We start from the raw sequence: 22925 nt of genomic DNA on the forward strand, positions 1-22925 counted from the left end.
CGGCGAGCCTCACAATCGTGTTGGAGATACCCGTCATACTACGCGCCGAACTGAAATCGAGACCAGAGCAAATCATGATAAACCTTCGTTCTCTCAACCTGTTACAATCAGTCATGTCGTTAGCGTTGGGACACTAGTGACAAAATGTTTAAAATCACTGGATGTATTTTATGAAATTAAGCCTCGGATTGTAACAAATATAAATGAACGGCGATAACACGGACCTTTTCGAGAGAGCCCTCGTCCGAAACCTTATGGAACGGCTGGGCCCCCCGGCGAAAGTGACCTTGACCGATAACCGGCGTTCACTCATCTCCGCGCGCCGCGTCAACGGTGAACTGGACCTTCGCGTATCCAGGTCTTTTGCGCTTGCCAACGAGGCTGTTATAGAAGCCCTCGTACGGTTTGTCACCGGAAAGGCCCGCCGCCTGCCAGCTTGCGTGAAGGAGTATATGGACAGGCGCCAATCCCCAAAGCACGTAGTGAAAAAAGCGCTTATCGGATTGAAAAGCAAAGGAATATGCCACGATCTCGCCATCGTGGCCGGGCGGGTGGATTCAAAATATTTTTCAGGGTCGCTAAATTGCCGCATTGCATGGGGAGAGCCTCCTTCAAGGTTGGCCCGCCGCGCCCGCTCAGGCTCGATCAAGCTGGGATCGTATGACAGGGACCTGGATTTGATACGCATACATCCTGCGTTGGACAGCGATATGGTCCCCGGTTATTTCATTGAAATGGTGGTCTATCACGAACTTCTGCATAAAAAACTGGGCTCAGGCATCGGGCCGGGGGGAAGGAGGACGCCCCATCACCCTGAATTCCGCAGGATGGAAAAACTTTTCGGGGAATATGACGCTGCGATGGAATGGGAGAAAAACAACATCTCCAAATTGCTTCGCGCCAGGCAAAGGATGGTGAAATGATGAAGGAGGGGAAGCGCGCCGGATTTGACATCGGCAAGGCCGTCGCAATTTTGCGGCGTGAGGTGAAAAGGTGGAAAACACCGATAGTCACCGAGTATTCGCAAAGCAGCCCCCATCCGGCTTTCCATGTGCTTATAAGCTGCCTTTTGTCGCTTCGGACGAAAGACGAGCAGACGGCGGCGGCCTCGCGCGGGTTGTTCGCCGTGGCGGACACGCCGGAGAAAATGCGGACGCTGCCGGTGGAGAAAATCGAGAAACTCATCTATCCAGTGGGATTTTACAGGGTGAAGGCGCGGACGATCATTGAAGTGTGCGGCGCGATTATGGAAAGATTCGGCGGCGAGGTTCCTTCGGAAATAGACGAACTGCTCACGTTGAAAGGAGTTGGGCGCAAGACGGCCAACTTGGTGGCGACGCTCGGTTTTAACAAGCCAGGCATATGCGTGGACACGCATGTGCATAGGATTTGCAACATATGGGGCTATGTGAAGACCAAAACGCCGGACAAGACGGAATTTGCGTTGCGCGAAAAATTGCCGGAACGATACTGGATTGAGTTTAACGACCTGCTGGTGACGTTCGGCCAGAACCTTTGCAAACCTGTGTCGCCGATATGCTCGCAATGCAAGCTGGACACGATGTGCCCGAAGATAGGAGTTGGGAAGAGGAGATGAGTATTGATTCAGGCTTGGATAACGTTTGACGCTATTTTTTTCGCCGGACCGTCAGTTTCTTGAATTCGTTTTTGGGCATGTCGATATCGCGAAGTATTTTGGAAAACAGTCCATGCCCTATGGTTTCGCCCCCATGAACCGGTATCACAGTGGCTCTTCCATTGGAATGTGCCAGAAAGACGTGGCTTCCTTTCTGCCTGATGATTTGATAGCCAAGACCGCAAAGAATCTTTATGACATCCGCGCCCTTGAGCGCCGGCATATCACTCATACCGCGATTCTTTGAACGCCTATAAGGTTAGTCTGGGGGAACTTTGTCTTGTTAGCATCAAGGTAAAGCGAAACCGCTTCTTTTGTCCTTTTTAGCAGGACATCCATTGATTTGGCTTGGGTGTGGCAACCGGGCAGCGATGGAACGTCGGCCACAAAATATCCATCCTCGTCCTGCTCGATGACAATCGTAAATTCCCGCTTTCTCATGATTTGCTCCGATAATGATCGGTATTTTATCATCGGGAGGAGAATTAGAAAGCGGTTTTTAACAAAAAAAGCCCCCGCTCCATGGCGGGGGCCGATGAATCGAAGAGTTAAACAAACAGCGATATGTTGGCGTCCGAAGCGTAATCCAGGTACATCGCGGCGCCGCCGACTTCCACACCGTCCACCAAATCTTCCTTTTTTATCCCCATCACGTCCATGGTCATCTGGCAGGCGATCATTTTGACCCCTGCCTTCATGCAAGTGTCTATGAACCACGGAATTGATTTTACGTTCGCCTTGCCCATCCAGCTGTTCATCATGGCGGTGGCCATCATGGTCATGCCGGGAAGGACGCCGATGATGTTTGGCACCGGCATCGGCGCGGCGGGATTGGCCAAGGGGGCCACTTTAAGGTTCTGGTATTTGTTCTTGTTGACAATGTCCAGGCCATAGAAAGTGAAGAAGATGCACGCCTCCATGTCCAGCGCCACGGCGGTGCTGGCGAGAATCAGCGGCGGATACGCCATGTCCAGCGTCCCTTTGGATGCGATAATCGCAATCCTCTTGGGCTTTTGATCAGCCATTGTAAAGCTCCCCCCTTTTTAAATTAAGCTCTCTTGATGAAAAACTGGTAAACACCGCCGGTCTCGGATGATCCGACTATGGGATTGCCAGTCCTTTTGGACCAGGCGGCCATGTCGTTCACCGATCCGGGGTCGGTGGCCAAAACTTCCAGAACCTGGCCAGACGATAAGCTGTTGATGGCCATTTTGGTGTGCAAAATAGGTTCCGGGCAGGAAAGCCCTTTGCAATCAATGCATTTGTCCGCGTTCATGCTGTTTTCCTTCTCTTGGCTTTATAATTTTTCCGGGCATAGCGCCCTACGTTTTTATTATCCGGCCGCCTCAGATCCCAGTAAAGCTAAAACTACCGGCTAACAATGGGATGGAACTATATACCTCACCCTTCAATGAGATAACCTTTTCCCGAAATGGATTCACACTTTATTGAATAAAGAGACGGAGGGAAAGTGTGACGGGTATCAGACTCCGGCGACGGGGGCTGACATCGGATTGGTAAGAATCTTGTGCTTGGTTCCGTAGCCAGATTCGTTGTTTACCACCTGCCGGGCAAGCATGCTTTTTTTATTGATGATGATCGGCCCCTGGAGGTTGGCGGTCATGTCATACGGGTCTTCCGGGATAGTGACTATCGCCTTTATCTCCAGTTCGTCCGGCCCGGCGGCTGACAGGCTTGCCACATCGTACTCGGAAAGGTTGACCGAGTAGCCGGGAACGAAAATATATGGATCTATTATTATGAAACCGAGTTCCGGCGAGTCCACCGCCTGCAGAAGGCGAAGCGGCGAGGAGTCCCCAAGGAAATCCAGTTCCACATACCTTTTCTGGTCGGGAAAGCCGATGATCCCGTCCGTGAAGGTTATGATGGAGGCTGGGTTTATCTCCACATCCCCCATGCGGGCCGATTTTATTTTCATTATTTTGTTTCCCCTTCACCAGCCGGCCTGGAAGGGAACATCCCAGCGAGTTTTTTCAGGTCCACCGCCTTTAGGAAAGCGGCCCGCTGGTTTTCCTCCTGTATCTTTGCGTAAACCTCTTCGCGGTGTATCGTCATGTCCGCCGGCGCTTCGATGCCAAGCCGGACCTGCCTTCCTTTTATGTCTATCACCGATATCTTGATGTTGTCCCCGATAGTGACGGACTCTCCCAGCTTTCTGGTCAACACCAGCATTTGAAACCCTCCATGGTTTACCGTCCTTTCCGGACACCGGCGATGAGCGGCCGGGCCGCGTCATCTCAGGAAGTCCAGCAAACTGGGCTGTACGATGGACGAAGACGATTTAAGCGTCGCCTGATAGGCCGTCTGCAGCATCGCCAGTTCGCTGGCGGCCTGCAGGAAATCGGCGTCTTCCACCTGTGATTTAAGCTTCGTGTTATCGTATTTCGATTGGTCCACCGCTTCCCTGGTGGATACCACCTGGTTCGCCCTGGCTCCAACCGTGCCCCTGACGGAGTTTGTATTTTCCATCGTGGAGTCCAAAAGACCCACTGCGCCCAGTATAGCCGACGTATCATTGGCTTTCAACGCCGCCGAGAACATTTGCAGCACAGGTATGATGTTCCTGCCCCCGCCGACGCCGAGCATGTCCGCGGTCTTGCCCGACCCTGTGTCTGTGGCGTAGGCCACGGTGAGCGGATTGGTGGAAGTTATTGAAAGCCTGTTGCCGGAGGCGGATATGGACGCGGTCAGGTTGATGCCCGCGCCGGCCGCGTTGATGGCGTTCAGGACGTCCTGGACGGTTGTGGCCCCGGCGAAAGACATAGTTGCCGAAGCGCCGCCGTTGAATAGTTTTATGTCGTCAAGCGGCAGGCCGGTCCCTCCGTACAGGCTTGAAAGCAGGGTTGTCCCGGTCACATTCGGATTCAAGTCGGTGCCGGTGAACACGCTTGTGTTGCGCGATCCTTCAATGCCCAGCGCCCGGGCCGTCCCGGCGCCGCCGTCGGTGATGCTCAAGGCCTGGATGGGATTGGCGTTGTTGTCCGTGAGGACCAGCGCCGAGCCGTCCGCCGACAGCGAGGCTGTGACGTTCAAACCTGTGGCGTTGATGGCGGCGAGCAGGCCGTTCACATCGGTTATGGGGCCTGCCGTGGTGTCCACCACCGCCGAGGCTCCGAGCCTGTTTGTTATGGTGAAAGTTCCGCCCGGGACGCCGGTCCCGCCGTTGAGGCTGGCCAGCGTTGTGGCCCCGGCCACGTTTGACATCGCGGGGCTCATGTCCGCGGTCAGGAATTCGGACGCCTTGACTGATATAGGAATCGTGGTTCCGACATTTATTTCCGCCCGCAGATCCTTTTGAGATCCCACATAGTTGCCGTTGGCGTCTATGGCCTGCTGGTCGGAGCGCTGTCCGGAGAATATGTACCTGTCGCCGACCCTCGTGTTTCCGTACTGGATCATCTGCTGGATCATGGCGTCGATGGTGGTGGCCGCGTTGATCCGGGTCTGGGCGTTGGCCACGCCGCCGGACTGCTGGAGCGCCAGTTCCTTCGCGCTTTTAAGCTGGTCGTGGGCGGAGCCTGTGATGGAATCCGCCGTGTTCAGGTAGGAGTCGGCGTTGTCCATCACGCGCAGATACTGGTCTGTCTTGCCTATGTTGGTGCGGAACTGGAGGACCTCCATCATCCCGATGGGATCGTCGCTGGGCCTGTTGATCCTTTTGCCCGAGGAAAGCTGCTCCTGAGCGGCCATCATTCCCGCGTTGTTGCGGAAGGCGTTGAACAGGGTGCTGTTGTACATCATCCTGTTTGTTATCCTGAACATCTTATTCCTCCCTTATCGTCCGGCGCGCCGCATTATCAGGCGCCCAGTCCAAGCAACGTCTGCAACAGTTCGTCACTCACGCTCACCAGCCTTGCGGCGGCCTGGTATGCGTGCTGAAACTTGACCAGGTTCATCATCTCCTCGTCCAAGGCCACGCCCCCCACCTGTTCGCGCCTCCTCTCTATCTCCGTGTTTATCCCCTCCTGCTGGGTGTATGAGGCGGAGGCGACCTTCGCCGAAACGCCCACAAGGCCCACCATGGAATTGTAGTAGTTGGCGAAAGTTGCGGTGCCGCTGGTGGCCAGCGAAGAGCGGTTCATGCTCATGGAATTTTGCGACTGGGCCAGCAAAAGCGCGTTGTCGCCGTCCCCCTGGCTTGTGGTCAGGCCGGCGGCGATCTTGTTTGTGTCCGATATTATGTTCTGGTGGACGGCCATGGCAAGCGATGCGTTGGCCGCGGGATTCACCGTGAATTTGTCGTTGGCGGCGGCGGCCCCGTTGAGCGCCACATTCATCCCCTGCCCAAGCAGCCATGCGCTCGTCTGCGGCCCGCCGGCGTACGCTTCGGTGGCCACCACGGTGTTCGTGGTCATGTCCCGGACGTTGTATGAGTTGGCGGCGGTGAATTCTATCTGGAACTTATGGACGTTAAGCTTGTCTGGCGCCACGATGGAGGCGGCCACGGTGGCCGCGCCGGTGTTGGCGCTGTTGGCGGTGGCCACGATGTTAAGCCCGGAGAAGAAGTCCTGGCCGGTGGTCCCGTCCAGGCCGTACCCGGCGGAGTGGACGTTGTTCAAGTCCCGGATCATTGTGGCGGCAAGCTGGTCGAGCTTGTCCATATATCCCTTGAACTCGGTGTCGCGCATGCCGATCCACGCGCCCATGTTCCCGTTGGAAAACTCGCTGGTGGTGTTGTACTGGACCCCGGAGGTGTCCCGCCACATGATGTCGGCAGCCTGGGGATCGTCGGGCCTGGTCCGCGATGAGAGCTGGAAAGCGGTCTGGCCGATCACAAGCGAGCGGCCGTTTGTCAGCATCACCGAAATCTGGTTTGTGCTCGCGTCTTCCACGGAGTTCACCTGGACATACTGGGACAGGTCGCGCACGAGAGCGTCGCGCTTGTCCCGAAAGTCGTTGGCGTTCACGCCGTTGGACTCCGATTCGTGGATGACCTGGTTGTATGTGGCTATTTCTCCGGTGATGCGGTTGATTTCGTCCAGCGACGAGGTGATTTTTGTGTTCAGGTCGGTCCTCAGGTTTTTCATGTCCTGGTTGAGCTTGTTGAAAACGCCCGACAGGTTCCTTCCCTGCGCCACCACGTCCGTGCGTTCGGTAAGCCCGCGCGGATTGAAGGCCAGGTCCTGCCAGCTTTTGAAGAAGCTGTCCAGCCGCCCGTTGAGCCCGTAAGTGCCGGACTCGTTGAATATCACTTCCATCCGCGAAAGGAAGTCCTGCTTCGAGTCCCAAAAACCGGCGTCCGACCGGCTCAAAGTCCTTTGCGATTCCAAAAACTGGTCGAACCGCCTGATTATGGCGGTGGCCCGCACGCCGGTGCCGATCATTCCAGGCGAACCGCCGGGCTTTATCGGGAACGCCGCTTCCAGCGTCACTTCCTGCTTCGTATAATTGGGGTTGTTCACGTTGGAGATGTTCTGCCCCGTCACCTCCAGCGAAAGCTGGTGGGTGATGAGGGCCATCTTGGCCGTGTTCATCGTTCCATATATAGACATGGCCGGCTCCTTTACAGGGTCCTGCTGACCACTTTACCGGGTTTCAAGGCGACCCGGACAGTGGAGCCCTTGTGATACGTGGATTCCGGCGCCAGCAATTCCTGCAGATTGGCCGCCGCGGCATAGTTGAGCTTCATCAGTTTTTCAATGAAACCACGGTTGAACTCGTTCTTCTCCGTCACGGAGTCCACCTTCTCTTTCAACCTGGTCTTCAATTCGACAATTTTTTCTTTCAGTCCCGCCCCGGCCACTTCCGCAAGCTTGCTCAAGGTTATTTGTTCGGGGGAAAGGCCCAGCCTTTTTGCAATCGCCTGGACCATTTTAATACGAGAGTCCTCGATCATTTTCAGACGCGACACAACCTCCATTTTCTTCTGTATGGCCGTGTCCAGCTTGTCCAGGGAATGGGCCTTAAGCGCCTCCAACTCGTCATGAAGAGCCGATTCCATCTCTGTGTACAGCTTTATGTTGCGCCGCACCAGATTGTCCAGGCTGTCCGTCAGTTCTTTCAGTTCCATTTCTTTGTTCCGGAGTTGTTAGCTCTCTCCGCCTCCCATGTATTATCGGATTTTGCCGTGTGTCCCATTACAACTATATATGTCTACATATTTCAATATGTTGCACATCACTCCGCGACCTTCCCTGTCTGCTTATACGCCTTGCCGGCCTGGGTCTTTACCGCTCCCGAGGTTGCATCAGCGCTTTTACCAAGTTTTGCCGCCATCTGTTCCGCCAACGCTGTGGACATCGGTCCGTTTTGCGAAAAAGCCATTTTCCTGGACAATTCCTCGTCCATCAGTCCGGTGAAAATTTCTTCTCCATGCCCTCCGTCTATCAGGCTGCTTTTACCTATTGTCGAACGCATGGACTTCAACATTTGCCCCAGAAATATAGACTCGAATTCCTTTGCCAAAACACCAAGCTTTTCCTTGTCGTTCATTGACTTTGAGCCGGATATGTTTCGCAACTGCTGCCCGCCGACTCCAGATTCCGGCTCCCGCATGAGCCGCCAATCCGCCGATCCAGAAAGTCCGGCCACTTTGCCGTCCATGTTCATGGTTCCTTTCTTGCCAATAGGTAATGCAGAATAGGCGCCAAAAAACCAACACTAGCCATTTCAGATGATCTCCAACTGCGCCTTCAGAGCGCCGGATGACTTAAGTGTTTGAAATATAGCGATTAAATCGCGTGGAGCCACGCCAAGGGAGTTTAGCGCCTTCACCATGTCGCCAATGCTCACTCCCGGTTCCATCACCATCACGCGGTCAGATTTGCCTCCGATCTCTTCCACTGTGAGCAAAGTTTTCGGTACACTGACAGACTCTCCCGCCGGCAATGCCCTCCCCTGTCCTGCGGCGGACTTGTCTTCCACCCGGATGGAAAGGTTGCCATGAGATATGGCGACTTTTGAAAGCCGGACGTTCTCGCCGACTACGATAGTTCCGGTCCGCTCGTCGAGGACCACTTTGGACTGGGTGTCTGTCTCTATGTCCAGCCCTTCAAGCTTGGCCACAAGCTCCACTTTTTTATCGGCGAAATCCTGCGGAATGGCCACGTCGATCGAACTGGAGTCCAGCGCCTTGGCCGAGTCCGGCCCGATGGCGGTGTTGATGGCGGTTACCGCCCTTTGCGTGGTGGTGAAATCGGGATAGTGCATGTTGAGGGTAAGCTTTGTGAGTTTGGAGAAATCGAATCCCACCTCTTTTTCCACCATGCCGCCGCCGGTGATTTTCGCGACGGTGGGATGGCTTTTAGCGTCGTTGACCCTGCGGATCTTGTCGCCATAACCGCCTCCGACGGAAACGGCGCCTTGTGCCACGGCATAAACCTCGCCGTTGGCCGCTTTAAGCGGCGTTAAAAGCAGCGTCCCCCCCTGCAGGCTCTTTGCGTCGCCGAGGGAAGATACTGTCACGTCTATTTTGGCTCCCTGTCTTGAGAAGGGAGGCAGGTCCGCGGTCACCATCACTGCGGCCACGTTCTCCACCCGCACGTCGCGCAGCATCCTCACGTCGGACACGCCAACGCGGCTGTCGGTGAGCTGGCGGACGTCCACGGTGGTGCCGAGGCGTTCGAGCATGGAGAGTAAAGTCTGTATGGTGAAAGGGCTCTTGTACGACTTGTCGCCGGAATTGCGCAGGCCGACCACAAGCCCATAGCCGATCAGCTGGTTCGGGCGCACCCCCTCTATGGAGGCGATGTCCTTGAGCCTGGCGGCGGATGCTGTCTGCGGGGACGCCAGGAGCCCCATCGCGGCCATGAGCGCCGCCACAACCATGGTGAACCTTGCCGCTGATTTCATGATTTTCTCCTTTAAGCCTTTAGAAGGGCCATACCTTGTTCAACATCTTGCCGATAAATCCAGGCCCCTTGCCTCCGTCCATCCCGCCGGCCCCCGTGTATGATATGTCCGCGTTGGCCATCTGCGAGGAAAGGATGGTGTTGTTGTACTTTATGTCGTCCGGGCGCACCATGCCGCGCACCATGATGTATTGCTCTTCGTTATTGATGGTCATGCGCCGCTGCCCTTCCACCACCATGTTGCCGTTGCCCAAAACCTCCGTGACCACGCAAGATACCGTGGCGGAGAACTGGTCGGACCTGGAGGTCCCCCCGGTTCCCCTGAACTTCTTGCCGCCGCCAAGCTTTATGGAAGTCGGCGTCACGGCCCCGGTGTCCAGGGTGATGGAGTTGTTCAGGTCTGTCTGGTCGGTGGTGTCGGACTTGTTGAGGGCAGTGGTCTTTTCGATCACGTGCACCGTGACTATGTCGCCGATCCTGCTGGCCTTGTTGTCCGAGAAAAGGATGTTCTTCTTGTTGGCGCCCGGCCATAGCGAGCCGTTTTTGTATGACTGCTTTTCCGGTTCGATGTCCACCGCGGGCCGCGCCGGCGGCGCGGACGCGCATGATGTGATAGTCCCCGTGGCCATCACACCCAGCGCAATGAGCGCAAGTGCCTTCCTTAAGTTGCCAAGCATCGCCCTGTCTCCCATTTTAGAATTCAACCGTCACCTCTCCGGGGCCGCTCACTTTAGCGTTCAGGCTTTTGCCGGAGTCCATGTTCACCACCTTGATCCAGTCACCCTTGTCCCCGTCCTGCTTTGCCTTGCCGGGGGTGGAGACCCTTATCGTTGCGTTGCCGGCCACTATGGTCACAGTCTCGCCGGCCGATATCATTTTCTTTTGCGATACATGGTCCAGCCGCAGTGGCGCGCCGGCCTTTAAGTTCCTTGCCGACTGCTTACCCACGATTTTCGCCGGGTCCGTCACAATTTTTTCAAACTCCGCCCCGATGGAAACCTTCTCGATGCGAAGGTCTTCCTCCTCGATGATGGCCCCGTGCTTCAGGTCCCGGGCCGCCACCACTGCGTTCATCGTCATGTCCACCCTGGCCGCCGCCGCGATCCGCATCACCGCCCTTCCATTTTTCAGGAAAGCGATGTTGGCGTGGATCTTTTCCCCTTTCCTGTTTTGGGATGGGATGGAAATGTCGTATGCGTCGAAGTCCTCGGGAGCCCGGACGTTTTCCGGAACAGTCACTTCCACATCCCCCACTTCGCGTCCGGCCCCGGAAAGTTTCGCCATCACTTTTTCCTTCACGGCTTCTTTGAGCCATGCGGCAAAATTTTCCCGGTCCACCGCCGGTTTTTCCAGCGCTTCGGGCATCTTGGCGGCCAGTAACACCGCCAAAGCCGCTAAGACCACGGTTTTTACAACCAACCGGCCGCTGTTCATGGGATATGACCTTTCATATTAACCAGTTAGCCTTATCGCTTCAGGTTATTCGCTGTCTGCAGCATCTCGTCCGAGGCGGTGACGGTCTTGGAATTGACCTCGTAACCGCGTTGGGACATAATCATCTGGGTCAGTTCCTCCACCACAGACACGTTGGACACTTCCACGTACCCCTGAAGGATCGTTCCAAACTCGTTCTGGCCCGCAAGCCCGGTTATGGGCGTTCCGGAACCTTCCGTCTCGGTGAACAAACTTTTCCCGTCCGAAGATAGCCCGGCGGGATTGACGAAGTTAGCAAGCTCGATCTGCCCTGCCTGTGTTGGGGTGGTGGAGCTTGGCTGGCTGGCGTTTATCACTCCCTGTTGGTCAATGGAGACCAGCGTGGTGTCCTGCGGGAGGGTCACTGGCGGATACAGAGGGTAGCCGTCGGAGTTGACGATCTGCCCTGTGGCGTCCACCTGGAAGTTGCCGGCCCGGGTGTAGCCTATCGTGCCGTCCGGTTTTTGTATCTGGAAGAATCCTTTGCCTTCAATTGCCAGATCCAATTCGTTCGCCGTGTTTTTCATGTCGCCCTGCGCGAATAGTTTTGTGACGGCCGATGGCTTCACGCCAAGACCCACCTGTATGCCGGTGGGCACCTGGTTGCCGGTGGAGGTCACAGTTCCCGGTGCGCGAAGGGTCTGGTAAAGCAGGTCCTGGAAGTCCGCCCGGCTTTTCTTGAAGCCGAGGGTGTTGACGTTGGCCAGGTTGTTGGCGATAACGTCAATGCTCATCTGCTGGGCCACCATCCCGGTGGCGCCTGTGTGCAATGATCTGATCATGGTCTGGCCTTCTCCCTTTTTGTGTTTTTCGTTTCTCTTGTGAACCATTGCGACACGGAGGCTTTTGGCGGCGGGAACACGGCGGTCATGGCCTTTCCCTTCCCTTCATGTCCAAAATGGCGTTGTGGCGTTCTCATTTCACGTTACCTTCCAACCTGCATCAGAAGCGTGCTTGTCATGTTGTCGCTTTCGGTGACAGCTTTCTGGTAAGTCTCCGCCAGCCGCTGGTTTTTGATAAGCTCGGTCATCTGGCCGATCATGTTCACGTTGGACTGTTCCATGCTCCCCTGCATCACTTTCGCCTCGCCGGCCGGGACCGCCGCCGAAGGGTCGGAAGCTTTGTAAAGTCCGCTCCCTTCCTTGGAGATCGAAACAGATTTCGGGAACGAGACCACTTTAAGTTTGCCCGCAAGCTTGCCGTAGGAGCCTTGTTCCATCGGCGTCCCGGATGTGTCTGCTTGGCCGGACTCGTTGCCAACCCATACGGAGCCGTCCTCGTCAATTGTCACAGTGCCGTCACGGACGGATATGGCCCGGTTCTGGTCGTCCAGGACTATGTGCCCGTCGCTGGTGACAAGCTCCCCGTTCTGGCCGATTTTAAAAGCTCCGTTGCGTGTGTACATTTCTCCCTGCGAAGTCATCACGGAGAAGAAACCCTCACCGTCAATTGCCACGTCCAGCGGGTTTTCAGTTGTTTTGACGACCCCCTGGGTGAAGTCGGTGTATTGATCCGCCACCATCACATAATCGGATTGGCTCGTTTGCGAGACAGCGGCGCCTTGCGGGGCGGCGTCCTTCGCGTTGGCCAGATAGCTTTCAAAAACAAGCTGATCCGACTTGAAACCGGGCGTGTTTATGTTCGCCAGGTTGTTGGCGATGGTGTCCAGCCTCTTCTGGGCGGCGATATGACCGCTGGCGGAAACATACATGTCCTTGTGCATACGCAAACCTTTCGTCAAATAAACCGACTACACGCATGTTAAGCAAGGACGATGCCAATGTGTTTTTGTTCAAAAAGTTGACGGCGTGAACTCGGCAATGCCAAAGAGAGCAAGCAAGGCGCCATGTGATAAAATAATCAAAAATAGCCGGAGAGCTTCATCTATGGCCGCAACCAGTGAAATCATCTTTCTTGTCGAAGACGCGCCGGAGGGGGGATACACGGCACGCGCCCTTGGCGAATCAATTTTCACCGAGGCGGACAATCTTGACGCTCTCCATGAAAATGTCCGCGACGCCGTAATTTGCCACTTTGACGAGGGGAAGGCCCCGCGCGTCATCCGGCTCCATTTTGTCAGGGAAGAAGTAATCACCATATGAAACTGCCGCGCTCTGTAAACGCGGCTCAAATCGTAACGGCCCTGCGCCGGATCGGATATGGAGTGACAAGGCAGACAGGCTCTCACATCCGGCTAACATTAAGTGAGCCTCCGGAACATCATGTGACCGTTCCCAATCACGATCCAATCCAGGCAGGAACGTTGTCTTCAATTATCGGGGACGTTGCCAAGAGGTTCAATATAACCAGGGAGGAAGCGGTAAGAAGGCTGTTTAAATAATCATTTTTGACCATGGACAACATGATAGAAATCTGCGACAGGTGCGGGGGGCGCATAGGGCCGGGGGATATCCGGTATCTTGTCCGCCTATCTGTGAACGTGGACGACGGCGGCGTGATATCCGGCCCGATCGGCGAGGACGAGATAGACGCGATAATCAGGGAACTTTCCAAGGCCGATCCGGAGGAGCTTGAAAGAGATGTGCACGAAGAACGGTCATACATCATTTGCCCCCGCTGCCGCCGGGAGTTCATGAAAGACCCGCTGGGGAAAAAGGGATTTGAGTGACGCATGACCCGGCATCATAAAAAGAAAACATATCGCGTTGCCATTATCGGTTGTGGGCGCATAGCAAGTCTCCTTGAGGAAGACCCTCTGCGTGAAAAACCGTGCACCCACGCCGGGGCGTTCCACGCCCATCCGAAAACAAAAATCGTGGCGGGATGCGACATAAAGCCTGAAAGGCTGAAAGCATTCGGTGAAAAATGGGAGGTGACGGCCCTTTACGGCGATTACCGCAAGATGCTGAAACGCGAACGGCCGGACATCGTGAGCGTTGCGGCGTGGACGGAGTTCCACTCCGAAATGGTGGTGGAAGCGGTGAAGGCCGGGGTGAAAGGGATTTATTGCGAGAAACCGGTGGCGGCGAACCTTTCGCAGGCCCGGCGGATGATCAAGGCGTGCGAGGAAAAGGGCGTCTCCATGGTGGTGGGGCATGAACGCAGGTGGGACAAGCGTCACCAGGTTGTGCGCGACGCAATACAATCGGGAGAGTATGGAGCGTTGAGATCCATCACCGGTTACACGCTATCCGGGGCATGGCCGAAACTTTCACGCAAGTTGTACGGCGGCGGCCCGATGTTCCACGACGGCACGCACCTCGTGGACCTGTTCCGGTTTTTCGGGGGTGATGTGAAAAGCGTCACGGCCGTGGAAGACAGGCCAAACGGGAAGGATAGCGTGGAGAACACTGTCGTGGGCATCATCAATTTTAAAAGCGGAGCTCGGGGGCTTGTGATCGGCGGAGGTGAACGAAAATATTTTCATTTCGAACTGGACGTGCAAATGGAACGGGCCAGGATGATAGTCGCCAACCACACTCTGGAAATGCACGTGGCAAAGCCGAGCAACAGCTTCACGGGATTCACGGAACTGGAAAAAACGAAATTCCCCGATTGCTCCGGCAGGATCAATCCATTCGTCGGCGGGGTGGAGGACCTTATCACGCAGATGGAAACAGGGGCCAAATCGCTATCCGGCGGGCGGGACGGGCTCAAGGCGCTGGAAATAATACTGGCTCTATACCGCTCCGCCGGCAGTGGCGGGGCGCTTGTGAAACTTCCCCTTCGCTGACCGGACGGAGTTTCGCGAATGCCCGAATACCTTTCCCGCAACATCGAAGCGCTGAAGAAACGTTTTCCCCTCGCCGCCATGGCCGCTTCACAGGCGGCAGGCGCGGTGGATCTGTTCGCGGCAAAAACCGGAGCTGTCACCGGGCGCATCGGCGGAATACTTCTGTCTAGCGCTTATGACCCGGTCCGGGAAGGCGCCATGTTCGCCGGGGCGCATGATATCGGTCCGGGGGGGCATGTGGCCCTGTACGGCCTTGGGCTTGGATATCACATAAAGCCATTGCTGGAGGCCGTCGGCCCGCAGGGGAGGATCGTGGCGGCGGAGGCGAATGGAAGCATTCTCAAGGCGGCGCTGGAGGTGATTGGCGATCCGGCGGTGATCTCGGACGAGCGCATCACATTTGTGGCCGCCACGTCGGAAAACGAGTTCCTGGCCGAATGGGCGCGGGCATTTGAGAAACTCGATCCGGCGCGCACAAGGGTGGCGATACACACCCCATCGTTCCAGTCCATCCCGCAATCGTTCACCAGGGTGAAGAACGCCGTGGAGATGATCCGGATGGAGCGGCGGTTCCCTTTGATAATGGGGAAGAAGGAAAAGGAAAATTTCAGGCGCAACCTTGGCAGGCTTGCCGGATCGCCCGGCGTGTCCGCGCTGGCGGGAATGTGCGAGGGGGGCGCGGTGATCGTTGTGGGAGCCGGGCCGTCGCTGGACCGGGATATCACGCAGGCCGCCTGCTGTAAAGGCCGGGCGGCGGTCTTCGCGGCGGACACCGCGTTGCCATCGTTGCTTGCGGCGGGAATCACGCCGGACCTTTTGTTCACCGCCGATCCGCAGGACGAGAGCATGCGGCACTTTATCGCCGCGGGCAGATATGACTTGCCGCTGGTTCTGACACCCACCGCCAACGCGGACCTTGTGGAAAAATGGCGGGGGCCGCTGTTTTTTGGATTCCAGAATCCAGACAAGTATCCAAAGCCCGCGGACGGCTGGGCCAGGCGGATGGGGGTGTTTTCATCCGGAGGTTCGGTCTCTTCGTTCGCGCTGGAGACGGCGTTGGCCGCAGGGGTGTCTGTGGCGGCCTTGGCTGGGATGGACTTCGGCTATCCCTGGGGACGCGCTTACGCCAACGGCAGCGCGCCCGCTCTGCTTGGGGCAAATGAAGCCGCTTTGCGGGGAAAAGTGGAGGTGAAAGATTATTGCGGAAGGCCGCTTTTAACATCGTTGAACATGTACTCGTACATCCGGGCCTTTGAAAACATCACCGTTGCGCCGGGCCGCACGGTGGTCACGTTCTCCAATGTCGGGGCGCGGCTTGGCGGGATTGAGGCGGTGGCGGCGCTTCCGGCCGGAATTTATACGCGCCGCGGTTTTATTGTTCCAACCCCTGGCGCCAATGGCTTTGACGGACAAATCAAGGCCGCGTTGGAGCAATGGCTTGATAACGCGTAGCCAAAGGTTTTGCGCCAAAGCTCCTTTACGATATACTTTGCCCATGAGGATTATTGCGCTACTGACCGCCGCGCTGGCGGCCATGTTCACTCCGGCGTTCGCGGAAAAGGGGGGGGTGATCTCCGTCCCGGCTGAGGCGAGCGTGGACGTGCCCGACGGCAACTATGCCCAGGCGCGGATGCGGTGTCTGGACGCGGCGATGAGATCGGCCGCCCGGATAGCGGTGGAGGCGGTGGTCCCCCCGGAGGAAGCGGCCAGGCACAAGGACGCCATAGAGAAGAAAGTGATAAGCCGAGGGCAGGATTTTGTGATGAGCTTCAAGATACTCGAAGAGAGCACGGACAATGCCGCGCGCAAAATATCGGTCCGCATCCAGGCGGCTGTCAGCTCCAAGGGGATATTGCGCGTCCTGGGCATCGGCGTAGCTTCGGCCGCGAAAAAGCCGGAAGCGCCGTCGCTGCTTGTGATCGTGGAGGAGAAGAACGCGGCGTATGTTGTTGGGGGCAATTTCCTGGCATTAAACTCCGAGGCGGAGGAAGTGTTGGCGGCGAACCTGCGGCGCAAGGGATTCACGGTGTTTTCCAGGAAAAATGTGCGCGAAGCGGGAATGGACAACGTGACCCTGGCCGCCATGCGAGGCGAGCCTGAAAGCGTGAAGGCGATTTCCGGACATTTCCACACAGGAACGTTTGTGTTCGGATCCACCGAGACCGCCGTCAAGCCTGCGGCCAATGGAGAGATCGCCAGCGTTTCGGCCAGGCTGTCGGTGAGCGGGGCCTTGAATGGAAAGGAGCCGTTCACGATAGCGAAAAGCGGCGCGGGAGTTTATGATGACGCCAATGAGGGGATCAGGGCGATGATCGGCTCGATCATGGAAACGGCGGCAAAGGATATCGAGGCCGCATTAGCGCCGCAACCGTCGGTGAAAGCAGCCCCCGCTCCCGCCGATGCCGCTCCCAAGGTGGCGCCATGAGGGAATTTTGGGCCAGGCCTGTGGTCCGCGCCATTGCGGTGGCGCTGGGGGTTTTGGTCTTCGCCATCTTTATATACGCCGCGCGCGCCGCGCTTTTTCCTTTCATAGTGGCCTTCGCCATCGCCTATGTGCTCGACCCGCTGGTGGACAGGATGGAAAAAGCGGGCATGAGCAGGATTTTTGCGATTGTGGCCATCCTGATCGCTTTGCTCGCATCAGTCACCACCGTGGCGGCGCTTGTGGCCCCGATGATCGGGGCGCAGGTGGAGGCCATGGCCGCCAATGTGCCGCGCTATGTGGAGACAGTGAAAGGGCTCATCGTCCCATGGCTCGAATCGTTGACGGACGTGGACAAGGCAAGGATGGACCAGGCTGTACGGGAAGGGATGATGGCGTTGGGCGACCTGCCGGTAAAGGCGGTAAAGGCCGTGTCGTCCGCCGTGTGGGCCGGGCTGTCAAACGTGATGGACGTGGCGCTGGCGCTGTTCAACCTTGTGATCATCCCGGTGGCGGCGTTTTACCTGCTCAAGGACTTTAACGACATAACAGAAAAGCTGGGCCAGCGCGTTCCCCCCGCCCGCAGGGAGGCTTTGTTCGGCTTTATGGGGAAGATAGACATGGCCCTTTCCGGCTTCGTCAAAGGGCAGCTTACCGTGGCCTCCATAATGGCGGTGGTCTATTCAACCGGCCTTTTTCTCATCGGCGCGCCGATGGGCATCGCCATCGGCCTTGCCGCGGGCGCGGCGAACATAGTCCCATACCTCCCCATCGCGGTGGGATTCATCCCGGCGCTTGCGCTTACCTATCTGCAATACCCCGGATTTGAGCGGGTGCTGATGGTGGTGGCTCTTTTCGCGGCGGGGCTGGCGCTCGAAGGGATGGTGATAACGCCAAGGACACTGGAAAAATCGGTGGGGCTGCATCCTGTGGCGGTGATGGCCTCTCTCTTTATCGGCGCGGCCTTTTTCGGCTTCATCGGAATATTGCTGGCGGTTCCGGCGGCGGCGGTGATCAAGGTGGCGCTTATGGAGCTGGACGATGCGTACCTGAAATCCGAATTCTTCACGGGGAACGGCGGGGAAGGGAAGTAAACCACCGGCAGGGGCGCGAGGGATCAGCGGCCTGCGGCCTTGTGGAATGTCACCTCGTTATCCCGCGCGTTTATCTCGAACACAAAGCGTGAAAGAAAGTTCATCCCGATAATGGCGCTGACATGCCCACGCCCCGGGAAATCCATCACCGCAGCCTCCAGCCGCATGGCATGGGCCCCGCCCACATTAACATCGTCGAGAAATACAACCGGCGCCTCCACGATTCCTTTAGAGGTCCGCAGCCGGGTCTTGCCCGCTTTCCGGATATCGGCCCCTAGGGCGGCCGCCAGCTTGCTTGTGATGATTATGGTCTCCGATCCGGTGTCCAGTATGGCGTTCCGTTTCACAAGGCCGTTGAACATGGCCTCCACCGCCATGCTCCCCGGGGGATTGAAATGGACCGAAACGGGATTTGGCATCGGCGCGGCGAAGGGCTCGGTCCAGTCCTTATCTTCGCGGACGGTCACAAGTTTCATCGGCGAGGCGGTGTTCCTGCGATCTTTGGGAACGTCCTCGAGCCTGCCGGATATCCGCACCGAACCATCCACATCGGTCCAACGGTATGCAAGCCCCTCATGCCGCAAGTCCGCCGAAAGGACCAGCGCGGCGAGCAGGATGACCGTCTGCGGAATCAATCCGCCACCACGAACGATTCGGTAAAACCCTGGCCTTTAAGGGACGCCAGCGCCGCCTTTGCCTTGTCCATATCGTCAAAAGGCCCGGCCTGCACCCTCAAAAGTTTCAGCCCCGACGGCGGCGTGTATGGCACAAGCCGCGTCCCGCCTGCTTTCGCCCTGGCCACCCTGTCCTTCACAAGCTCCGCGTTAGAAGCAACCGAGAAGGCGCCCACCTGGACATAGAACGTGCCGTGCTTGAAATCGGGCACGGGGCCGGAGGGGATTGGGGCGCCCCCATCGGCGGGACGCCCTTCGGCCAGGGCCACAAGTTTCACCTTCGCGGTGCCCGGCCCCGCCACTCCCAGCTTTTGCGCGGCGCCATATGAAAGGTCTATGATCCGTGTCGGCACGAACGGGCCGCGGTCGTTTATCCGCACGGCGAGTTTCTGGCCGTTGTCCAGCCGTGTCACCTCCACCATCGTTCCCATGGGCAGGGTCTTGTGCGCGGCGGAAATCCCGTACATGTCGTATCGCTCGCCGTTGGCGGTGGCTTTGCCGTGGAAATCCTTACCATACCACGATGCGATCCCGGTCTCCTCGAAACCATATGAGTCCGCCAGCGGGTAATATGTCACTCCGGCGATGGTGTATGGCCGGACGTTCTTAAGCTGCCCGGCGGCGGGAGGGCGGGTTGGCTGGGTCACCCCCACCGGTTTTTTGATGGCTTCCCGCGTGGCGCAGGAGGAGCCGATGAAGACGAAGCAGAGCGCCATCACCCAAAGGGGGGCGAAGGTATTTTTGTTTATTGAACTTCTTTTACGTATCATGTCGGATATGATTTTCTCAAAACTTTGGCGATGACACAAAAAAAAATATGGAGCCCGCTCCCGGAGGCGGGGCGCGACTGCCACAGGATGCTAATCAAGGTAGATCCAGGGGACATAGCATACCTTGTGGAGGTGTTCGAAAGCCACGAATCTTTGGGAATCCCGCGGACGATAGACCAGGCGGAAGGAATCGTGGAAATCCTGGCCTCCCCCGATTACGTGGAGGAGGCCCGGGCGCTTCTGGAGGCTTTAAAAGAAGAGATGCGGGTGGACGTTATCCGCATGTGAGCGTCGCCGTTCACCCAAGCCAGGCGTCTTCCTCGTCGGTCTCCGCTTCGATCCATTTGACCAGCCCTTTGCCGTTGCACAGGTAGCACGGCTTCAAATCACGCTCCGTGTCATCCTGTGCGGCGGATTCTTTGTCATACCCCTCCCCTTCGCAGGCGGGGCATGTTTCAAGCTGTGTCTTCATGGTCACACGGTCTTTCGTTCACCCGATCCCCTGGACTCAAATTCGCGGCGGCGTTCCTCGTGCCCCTTGCGCCCCATCATCGCGTATGCGTAGTTCTTGCCGAACTCCACGCCGGGCTGGTCGAAAGCGTTTATGCGGTACAACCCGCCGGCGAAAGCGGTGGCCACTTCCAGCATGTACAGCAACTGGCCAAGGGAATCCGGGCTTGTGTCCGGCAGTTTTATTGTGATGTTGGGCCTTCCGTTGGCCGTCAGCGCATACTCCGTCCCCCGTTTTTCCACGTTCAAAAGTTCATTGAGCGAACTGCCGCCAAGATACGAAAGGTCGTCCACATCCGGATATTCGGCCGGGATCGCCACCGTATTTTCAAACCTGCCCACCTCAAGGAAACACACCACCTTGTCAAAAGGCCCTTCCACATACAATTGCACCTGCGAGTGCTGGTCCGTGGCTCCCAGCGCCTTTATCGGTGTCTGCCCCACGTGGACCGGGCGGCCGTCCACGTCCGTTTTCTTGCCCAGCGATTCGGCCCACAACTGGCGGAACCAGTCCGCCACGTAGTAAAGCTTGCTCGAATACGGCATCATCACGGTCATCTTCTTGGCCTTCGATGTGTCCAGCAGATAATGGACCGCCGCGAAAAGATACGCCGGGTTTTTCATTATGGAGGCCTCCCGGCAACGCAGGTCCATCCGCGCGGCGCCTTTGAGCAGCTTTACGATATCAATCCCTGCGCAGGCCGCCGGCAACAGCGAAACAGGGGTGAGCACAGTGAACCTGCCCCCCACGCCGTCCGGCACCAGAAAACTCTTCAGCTTGTTATCATCGGCGATTTTGCGGAGAATTCCGGACTTCGCGTCCGTGGTGATGACAATGTGCTTGCGCCAGTCTTTCTTGCCGAACTTTTTTTTCAGCAAGTTCAGGGCGATCATGAACTGCGACATCGTCTCGGCGGTGGAGCCGCTTTTTGAAATGACATTGAACACCGTCTCGCCAAGTTTCAACGTGGACAGAAGATCGGAGAACTGGTCGGGATCAATGTTGTCCACCACGAATATTTTCATGCCGCCGCGCTTCTTGGCCGAAATGGAATTGTGAAACGAATGGCGCAGGGCGGAGACAAGGGCGGTCGTACCCAAAGCGGACCCGCCAATGCCCAGCACCACCATCGTGTCAAAATCCTTGCGGAGCCTGGCGGCGGCCTTCACGATCTCCTTCGCTCCTGCGGTCTTTCCGGGAAGGTCGTAAAACGGCAACTTACCGTCCCTTCGTTTGATGGCCAATTCCGCGTGTACCCGGCCTCCCGCCGTCTCCAGCGCCCGGATGTTCTCAACAGAAATCCCGTTTTCACCGCCTATTGCGGCGGTCAATGCATTGGTGTAATCAAGAACAATGTCCATAATGAACACTCCCCTTTCCGGTTCAATCATGAGGGGGGAGGATGAATTCGTTCTTTTCTTTTGGGAAAAAGAAAAGAACCAAAAGAAAACCGTGTGCGCCGTCTTGTGGGGGATTGCATCCCCCCAAGCGGCGCAAATGAGTTTCTTTTTGCTTCTTTTTCTTTCCAAAGAAAAAGAAGAACTCCTCTCCCACCCTCTACGTTAAACCGGAGCGCAGTTTATTTTTGTACCGTTCCCTTCCGGATATCCACACACGGTGGACGACCCGGCCCTCGTTGATTATATCCCTGAAAACCGATCTTCCGCGCATATGATTTATGGAGACCGCCACCGCGTCGAAGGGGGCGCCGGCGCGCAAAGTTCCATGGCCATACGGCAGGCCCAGCGCAGCGGCTCCGCCGGAGGTGGCGATACGGAAGATTGCTGCGTCATCGAGCGAAGGGAAAAGCGCTGAGAGGCTCCTGGCTTCGGCCGCCATGTCCAGGTCGGTGTTGGAGGCCAGGCTGTCCGTTCCCAGTCCAACGGTAATCCCTTTTCCCAGCAATTCAAGCAGGGGATGTTCCATGGTGCGTTCGAACCATTTGTTGGAATCAGGGCAAATGACAACCTTCGCTCCAGCCTTGGCGGCGCGGGAGATGTCCCCCCGTTCCGGGTAATTGAAATGGATCAGCAACGCCGATTTTAGCGCCCCATACTTTTCGATGGCGGCGCATGGCGACGATTTGGGATGGGAGCCGGGGGCGAACGTTCCAAATCGTTTAAGCATGGACATGAACGGCCCCGTCCCGCTTTTCGCGAAAAGGTTTTCGTCGGCGGTCTCCGAAAGGTGGATGGCCAACGGTTTTTTCCTCATGGCGGCGTATTCGGCGGCGCCCCGGATAAGCGGGCCGGAGGTGGAGTATATGGCGTGGGGTGAAACGCCATGGGTCACAAGCTCCGATCCGGGGGTGCGTTCCACGCTGTCCACAAGCTCCCGAAGCAGCACGCCCGCCTTGTCCGGCTGGTATCCCAGTGTTTCGTGGAAGATGACGGCGCGGATTCCCGCACGTTGGGCAAACGGCGTCACCGCCCCGGAGGAGGCCACATCACCGACGCAGGTTGTCCCGGTGGCGATAAGCCTTTCGATCCCCTTTTTGATTCCCGCCCCGACGGTCCGTTGTGAAGCCTGCGACCGCTTTTTCACCAAAGCCTTTATCCATCCGGTGAAGCCGGCTTCCGGGCTTAGTTTGCCCTTCAGGAAAGAAAGCTCCAGATGGCAGTGGGCGTTGATGAAACCGGGGTGGAGGACCTGGCCGGCGAGCGCGATCTTCTTGTCCACCCGGCGCCGGGACGCCGACTCCGCCGGGAGAATCTCGATTACTTTCCCCTCGTGCACGATGAGCGAAGCGTTTTCCAGAATGGTGTTTTCGTCTATCACCACGGTCTTCGCCGTGAACTTGACGACGGGGTCCAGGTGGTGGAAGAGGCTTATCATCCAGC

Annotated in this window: 30 protein-coding genes; 10 read left to right on the forward strand and 20 right to left on the reverse strand. The window is 57.1% G+C overall.

Annotation, left to right across the window (positions count from 1 at the left end; genetic code table 11):
• Positions 1–203 precede the first annotated feature (203 nt).
• Together HZB29_11835 and HZB29_11840 are read left to right on the forward strand one after the other, a co-directional pair.
• Complete coding sequence (locus tag HZB29_11835) at positions 204–923, forward strand: hypothetical protein (GenBank protein ID MBI5816287.1); 720 nt, start codon at positions 204–206, stop codon at positions 921–923.
• A complete protein-coding gene (locus HZB29_11840; GenBank protein ID MBI5816288.1) occupies positions 923–1597 on the forward strand; it encodes an endonuclease III in 675 nt (224 codons plus the stop codon). The genes HZB29_11835 and HZB29_11840 overlap by 1 nt, the downstream gene beginning before the upstream one ends.
• 31 nt (positions 1598–1628) lie before the next feature.
• Here HZB29_11840 and HZB29_11845 read toward each other — a convergent pair whose 3' ends face one another.
• The 15 genes from HZB29_11845 to flgF form a co-directional block, all read right to left on the reverse strand.
• Positions 1629–1868: a type II toxin-antitoxin system HicA family toxin gene (locus HZB29_11845; GenBank protein ID MBI5816289.1), complete on the reverse strand. Its 240-nt coding sequence runs from the start codon at positions 1866–1868 to the stop codon at positions 1629–1631.
• Positions 1865–2077 (reverse strand): type II toxin-antitoxin system HicB family antitoxin, encoded by a 213-nt coding sequence (locus HZB29_11850; GenBank protein MBI5816290.1) that lies wholly within the window; start codon positions 2075–2077, stop codon positions 1865–1867. The genes HZB29_11845 and HZB29_11850 overlap by 4 nt, the downstream gene beginning before the upstream one ends.
• A 107-nt stretch (positions 2078–2184) precedes the next feature.
• Positions 2185–2661, reverse strand: coding sequence for a DsrE/DsrF/DrsH-like family protein (locus HZB29_11855; GenBank protein ID MBI5816291.1), 477 nt, complete (start codon positions 2659–2661; stop codon positions 2185–2187).
• Between the two features lie 23 nt (positions 2662–2684).
• A complete protein-coding gene (locus tag HZB29_11860) occupies positions 2685–2912 on the reverse strand; it encodes a sulfurtransferase TusA family protein (GenBank protein ID MBI5816292.1) in 228 nt (75 codons plus the stop codon).
• A gap of 207 nt (positions 2913–3119) precedes the next feature.
• Positions 3120–3575 (reverse strand): flagellar assembly protein FliW, encoded by a 456-nt coding sequence (locus tag HZB29_11865; GenBank protein MBI5816293.1) that lies wholly within the window; start codon positions 3573–3575, stop codon positions 3120–3122.
• Positions 3575–3829 (reverse strand): carbon storage regulator CsrA, encoded by a 255-nt coding sequence (gene csrA / locus HZB29_11870; GenBank protein MBI5816294.1) that lies wholly within the window; start codon positions 3827–3829, stop codon positions 3575–3577. The genes HZB29_11865 and csrA overlap by 1 nt, the downstream gene beginning before the upstream one ends.
• A gap of 60 nt (positions 3830–3889) precedes the next feature.
• Positions 3890–5419, reverse strand: a complete 1530-nt coding sequence (flgL, locus tag HZB29_11875; protein ID MBI5816295.1) for a flagellar hook-associated protein FlgL — start codon at positions 5417–5419, stop codon at positions 3890–3892.
• Between the two features lie 35 nt (positions 5420–5454).
• Positions 5455–7149 carry a flagellar hook-associated protein FlgK gene (flgK, locus tag HZB29_11880; protein ID MBI5816296.1) on the reverse strand — a complete coding sequence of 565 codons (1695 nt, stop codon included), beginning with the start codon at positions 7147–7149 and terminating at the stop codon, positions 5455–5457.
• A gap of 11 nt (positions 7150–7160) precedes the next feature.
• A complete protein-coding gene (locus tag HZB29_11885; protein MBI5816297.1) occupies positions 7161–7667 on the reverse strand; it encodes a flagellar protein FlgN in 507 nt (168 codons plus the stop codon).
• Positions 7668–7774: 107 nt separating this feature from the next.
• Positions 7775–8206, reverse strand: a complete 432-nt coding sequence (locus HZB29_11890; protein ID MBI5816298.1) for a rod-binding protein — start codon at positions 8204–8206, stop codon at positions 7775–7777.
• A 60-nt stretch (positions 8207–8266) separates the two neighbouring features.
• The gene (locus HZB29_11895; GenBank protein ID MBI5816299.1) at positions 8267–9424 is read right to left on the reverse strand and encodes a flagellar basal body P-ring protein FlgI; all 1158 of its coding nucleotides are present in this window, start codon (positions 9422–9424) and stop codon (positions 8267–8269) included.
• Positions 9425–9467: 43 nt separating this feature from the next.
• On the reverse strand, positions 9468–10151 hold the full coding sequence (locus tag HZB29_11900) for a flagellar basal body L-ring protein FlgH (protein MBI5816300.1): 684 nt from the start codon (positions 10149–10151) through the stop codon (positions 9468–9470).
• The gene (flgA, locus tag HZB29_11905) at positions 10141–10881 is read right to left on the reverse strand and encodes a flagellar basal body P-ring formation protein FlgA (protein ID MBI5816301.1); all 741 of its coding nucleotides are present in this window, start codon (positions 10879–10881) and stop codon (positions 10141–10143) included. The genes HZB29_11900 and flgA overlap by 11 nt, the downstream gene beginning before the upstream one ends.
• A gap of 32 nt (positions 10882–10913) precedes the next feature.
• On the reverse strand, positions 10914–11702 hold the full coding sequence (gene flgG, locus HZB29_11910; protein MBI5816302.1) for a flagellar basal-body rod protein FlgG: 789 nt from the start codon (positions 11700–11702) through the stop codon (positions 10914–10916).
• A gap of 143 nt (positions 11703–11845) precedes the next feature.
• Positions 11846–12643, reverse strand: coding sequence for a flagellar basal-body rod protein FlgF (gene flgF, locus HZB29_11915; protein MBI5816303.1), 798 nt, complete (start codon positions 12641–12643; stop codon positions 11846–11848).
• 163 nt (positions 12644–12806) lie between these two features.
• Here flgF and HZB29_11920 point away from each other — a divergent pair, with 163 nt between their 5' ends.
• Genes HZB29_11920 through HZB29_11950 form a run of 7 tightly spaced genes read left to right on the forward strand, consistent with a single transcriptional unit; the run spans position 12807 to position 18130 of the window.
• Positions 12807–13022: a 2-oxoisovalerate dehydrogenase gene (locus tag HZB29_11920; protein MBI5816304.1), complete on the forward strand. Its 216-nt coding sequence runs from the start codon at positions 12807–12809 to the stop codon at positions 13020–13022.
• Complete coding sequence (locus HZB29_11925) at positions 13019–13261, forward strand: type II toxin-antitoxin system HicA family toxin (protein ID MBI5816305.1); 243 nt, start codon at positions 13019–13021, stop codon at positions 13259–13261. Before HZB29_11920 ends, HZB29_11925 begins: the two co-directional genes overlap by 4 nt.
• 6 nt (positions 13262–13267) lie before the next feature.
• The gene (locus HZB29_11930) at positions 13268–13549 is read left to right on the forward strand and encodes a hypothetical protein (GenBank protein ID MBI5816306.1); all 282 of its coding nucleotides are present in this window, start codon (positions 13268–13270) and stop codon (positions 13547–13549) included.
• A 3-nt stretch (positions 13550–13552) separates the two neighbouring features.
• The gene (locus tag HZB29_11935; GenBank protein MBI5816307.1) at positions 13553–14614 is read left to right on the forward strand and encodes a Gfo/Idh/MocA family oxidoreductase; all 1062 of its coding nucleotides are present in this window, start codon (positions 13553–13555) and stop codon (positions 14612–14614) included.
• An 18-nt stretch (positions 14615–14632) separates the two neighbouring features.
• Positions 14633–16066: a motility associated factor glycosyltransferase family protein gene (locus HZB29_11940; protein ID MBI5816308.1), complete on the forward strand. Its 1434-nt coding sequence runs from the start codon at positions 14633–14635 to the stop codon at positions 16064–16066.
• 43 nt (positions 16067–16109) lie between these two features.
• Positions 16110–17039, forward strand: coding sequence for a hypothetical protein (locus HZB29_11945; GenBank protein MBI5816309.1), 930 nt, complete (start codon positions 16110–16112; stop codon positions 17037–17039).
• On the forward strand, positions 17036–18130 hold the full coding sequence (locus HZB29_11950; GenBank protein MBI5816310.1) for an AI-2E family transporter: 1095 nt from the start codon (positions 17036–17038) through the stop codon (positions 18128–18130). The genes HZB29_11945 and HZB29_11950 overlap by 4 nt, the downstream gene beginning before the upstream one ends.
• 23 nt (positions 18131–18153) lie before the next feature.
• Here the strand turns inward: HZB29_11950 and HZB29_11955 are convergent, their stop codons facing one another.
• On the reverse strand, positions 18154–18765 hold the full coding sequence (locus HZB29_11955) for a clan AA aspartic protease (GenBank protein MBI5816311.1): 612 nt from the start codon (positions 18763–18765) through the stop codon (positions 18154–18156).
• Entirely contained in the window at positions 18762–19574 is an 813-nt protein-coding gene (locus HZB29_11960) for a septal ring lytic transglycosylase RlpA family protein (protein MBI5816312.1), read from the reverse strand. The genes HZB29_11955 and HZB29_11960 overlap by 4 nt, the downstream gene beginning before the upstream one ends.
• Positions 19575–19604: 30 nt before the next feature.
• Between HZB29_11960 and HZB29_11965 the strand changes: the two genes are divergently transcribed.
• Positions 19605–19862 (forward strand): DUF4911 domain-containing protein, encoded by a 258-nt coding sequence (locus HZB29_11965; protein ID MBI5816313.1) that lies wholly within the window; start codon positions 19605–19607, stop codon positions 19860–19862.
• Between the two features lie 10 nt (positions 19863–19872).
• Here HZB29_11965 and HZB29_11970 read toward each other — a convergent pair whose 3' ends face one another.
• The 3 genes from HZB29_11970 to HZB29_11980 form a co-directional block, all read right to left on the reverse strand.
• Complete coding sequence (locus HZB29_11970; GenBank protein ID MBI5816314.1) at positions 19873–20052, reverse strand: hypothetical protein; 180 nt, start codon at positions 20050–20052, stop codon at positions 19873–19875.
• Positions 20049–21446: a glucose-6-phosphate isomerase gene (locus HZB29_11975; protein ID MBI5816315.1), complete on the reverse strand. Its 1398-nt coding sequence runs from the start codon at positions 21444–21446 to the stop codon at positions 20049–20051. Before HZB29_11975 ends, HZB29_11970 begins: the two co-directional genes overlap by 4 nt.
• 196 nt (positions 21447–21642) lie before the next feature.
• On the reverse strand, positions 21643–22920 hold the full coding sequence (locus HZB29_11980) for an amidohydrolase family protein (GenBank protein MBI5816316.1): 1278 nt from the start codon (positions 22918–22920) through the stop codon (positions 21643–21645).
• Between the last annotated feature and the right edge of the window lie 5 nt (positions 22921–22925).

This window comes from Nitrospinota bacterium (assembly GCA_016235255.1).
Taxonomy (GTDB): Bacteria; Nitrospinota_A; UBA7883; order UBA7883; family JACRLM01; genus JACRLM01.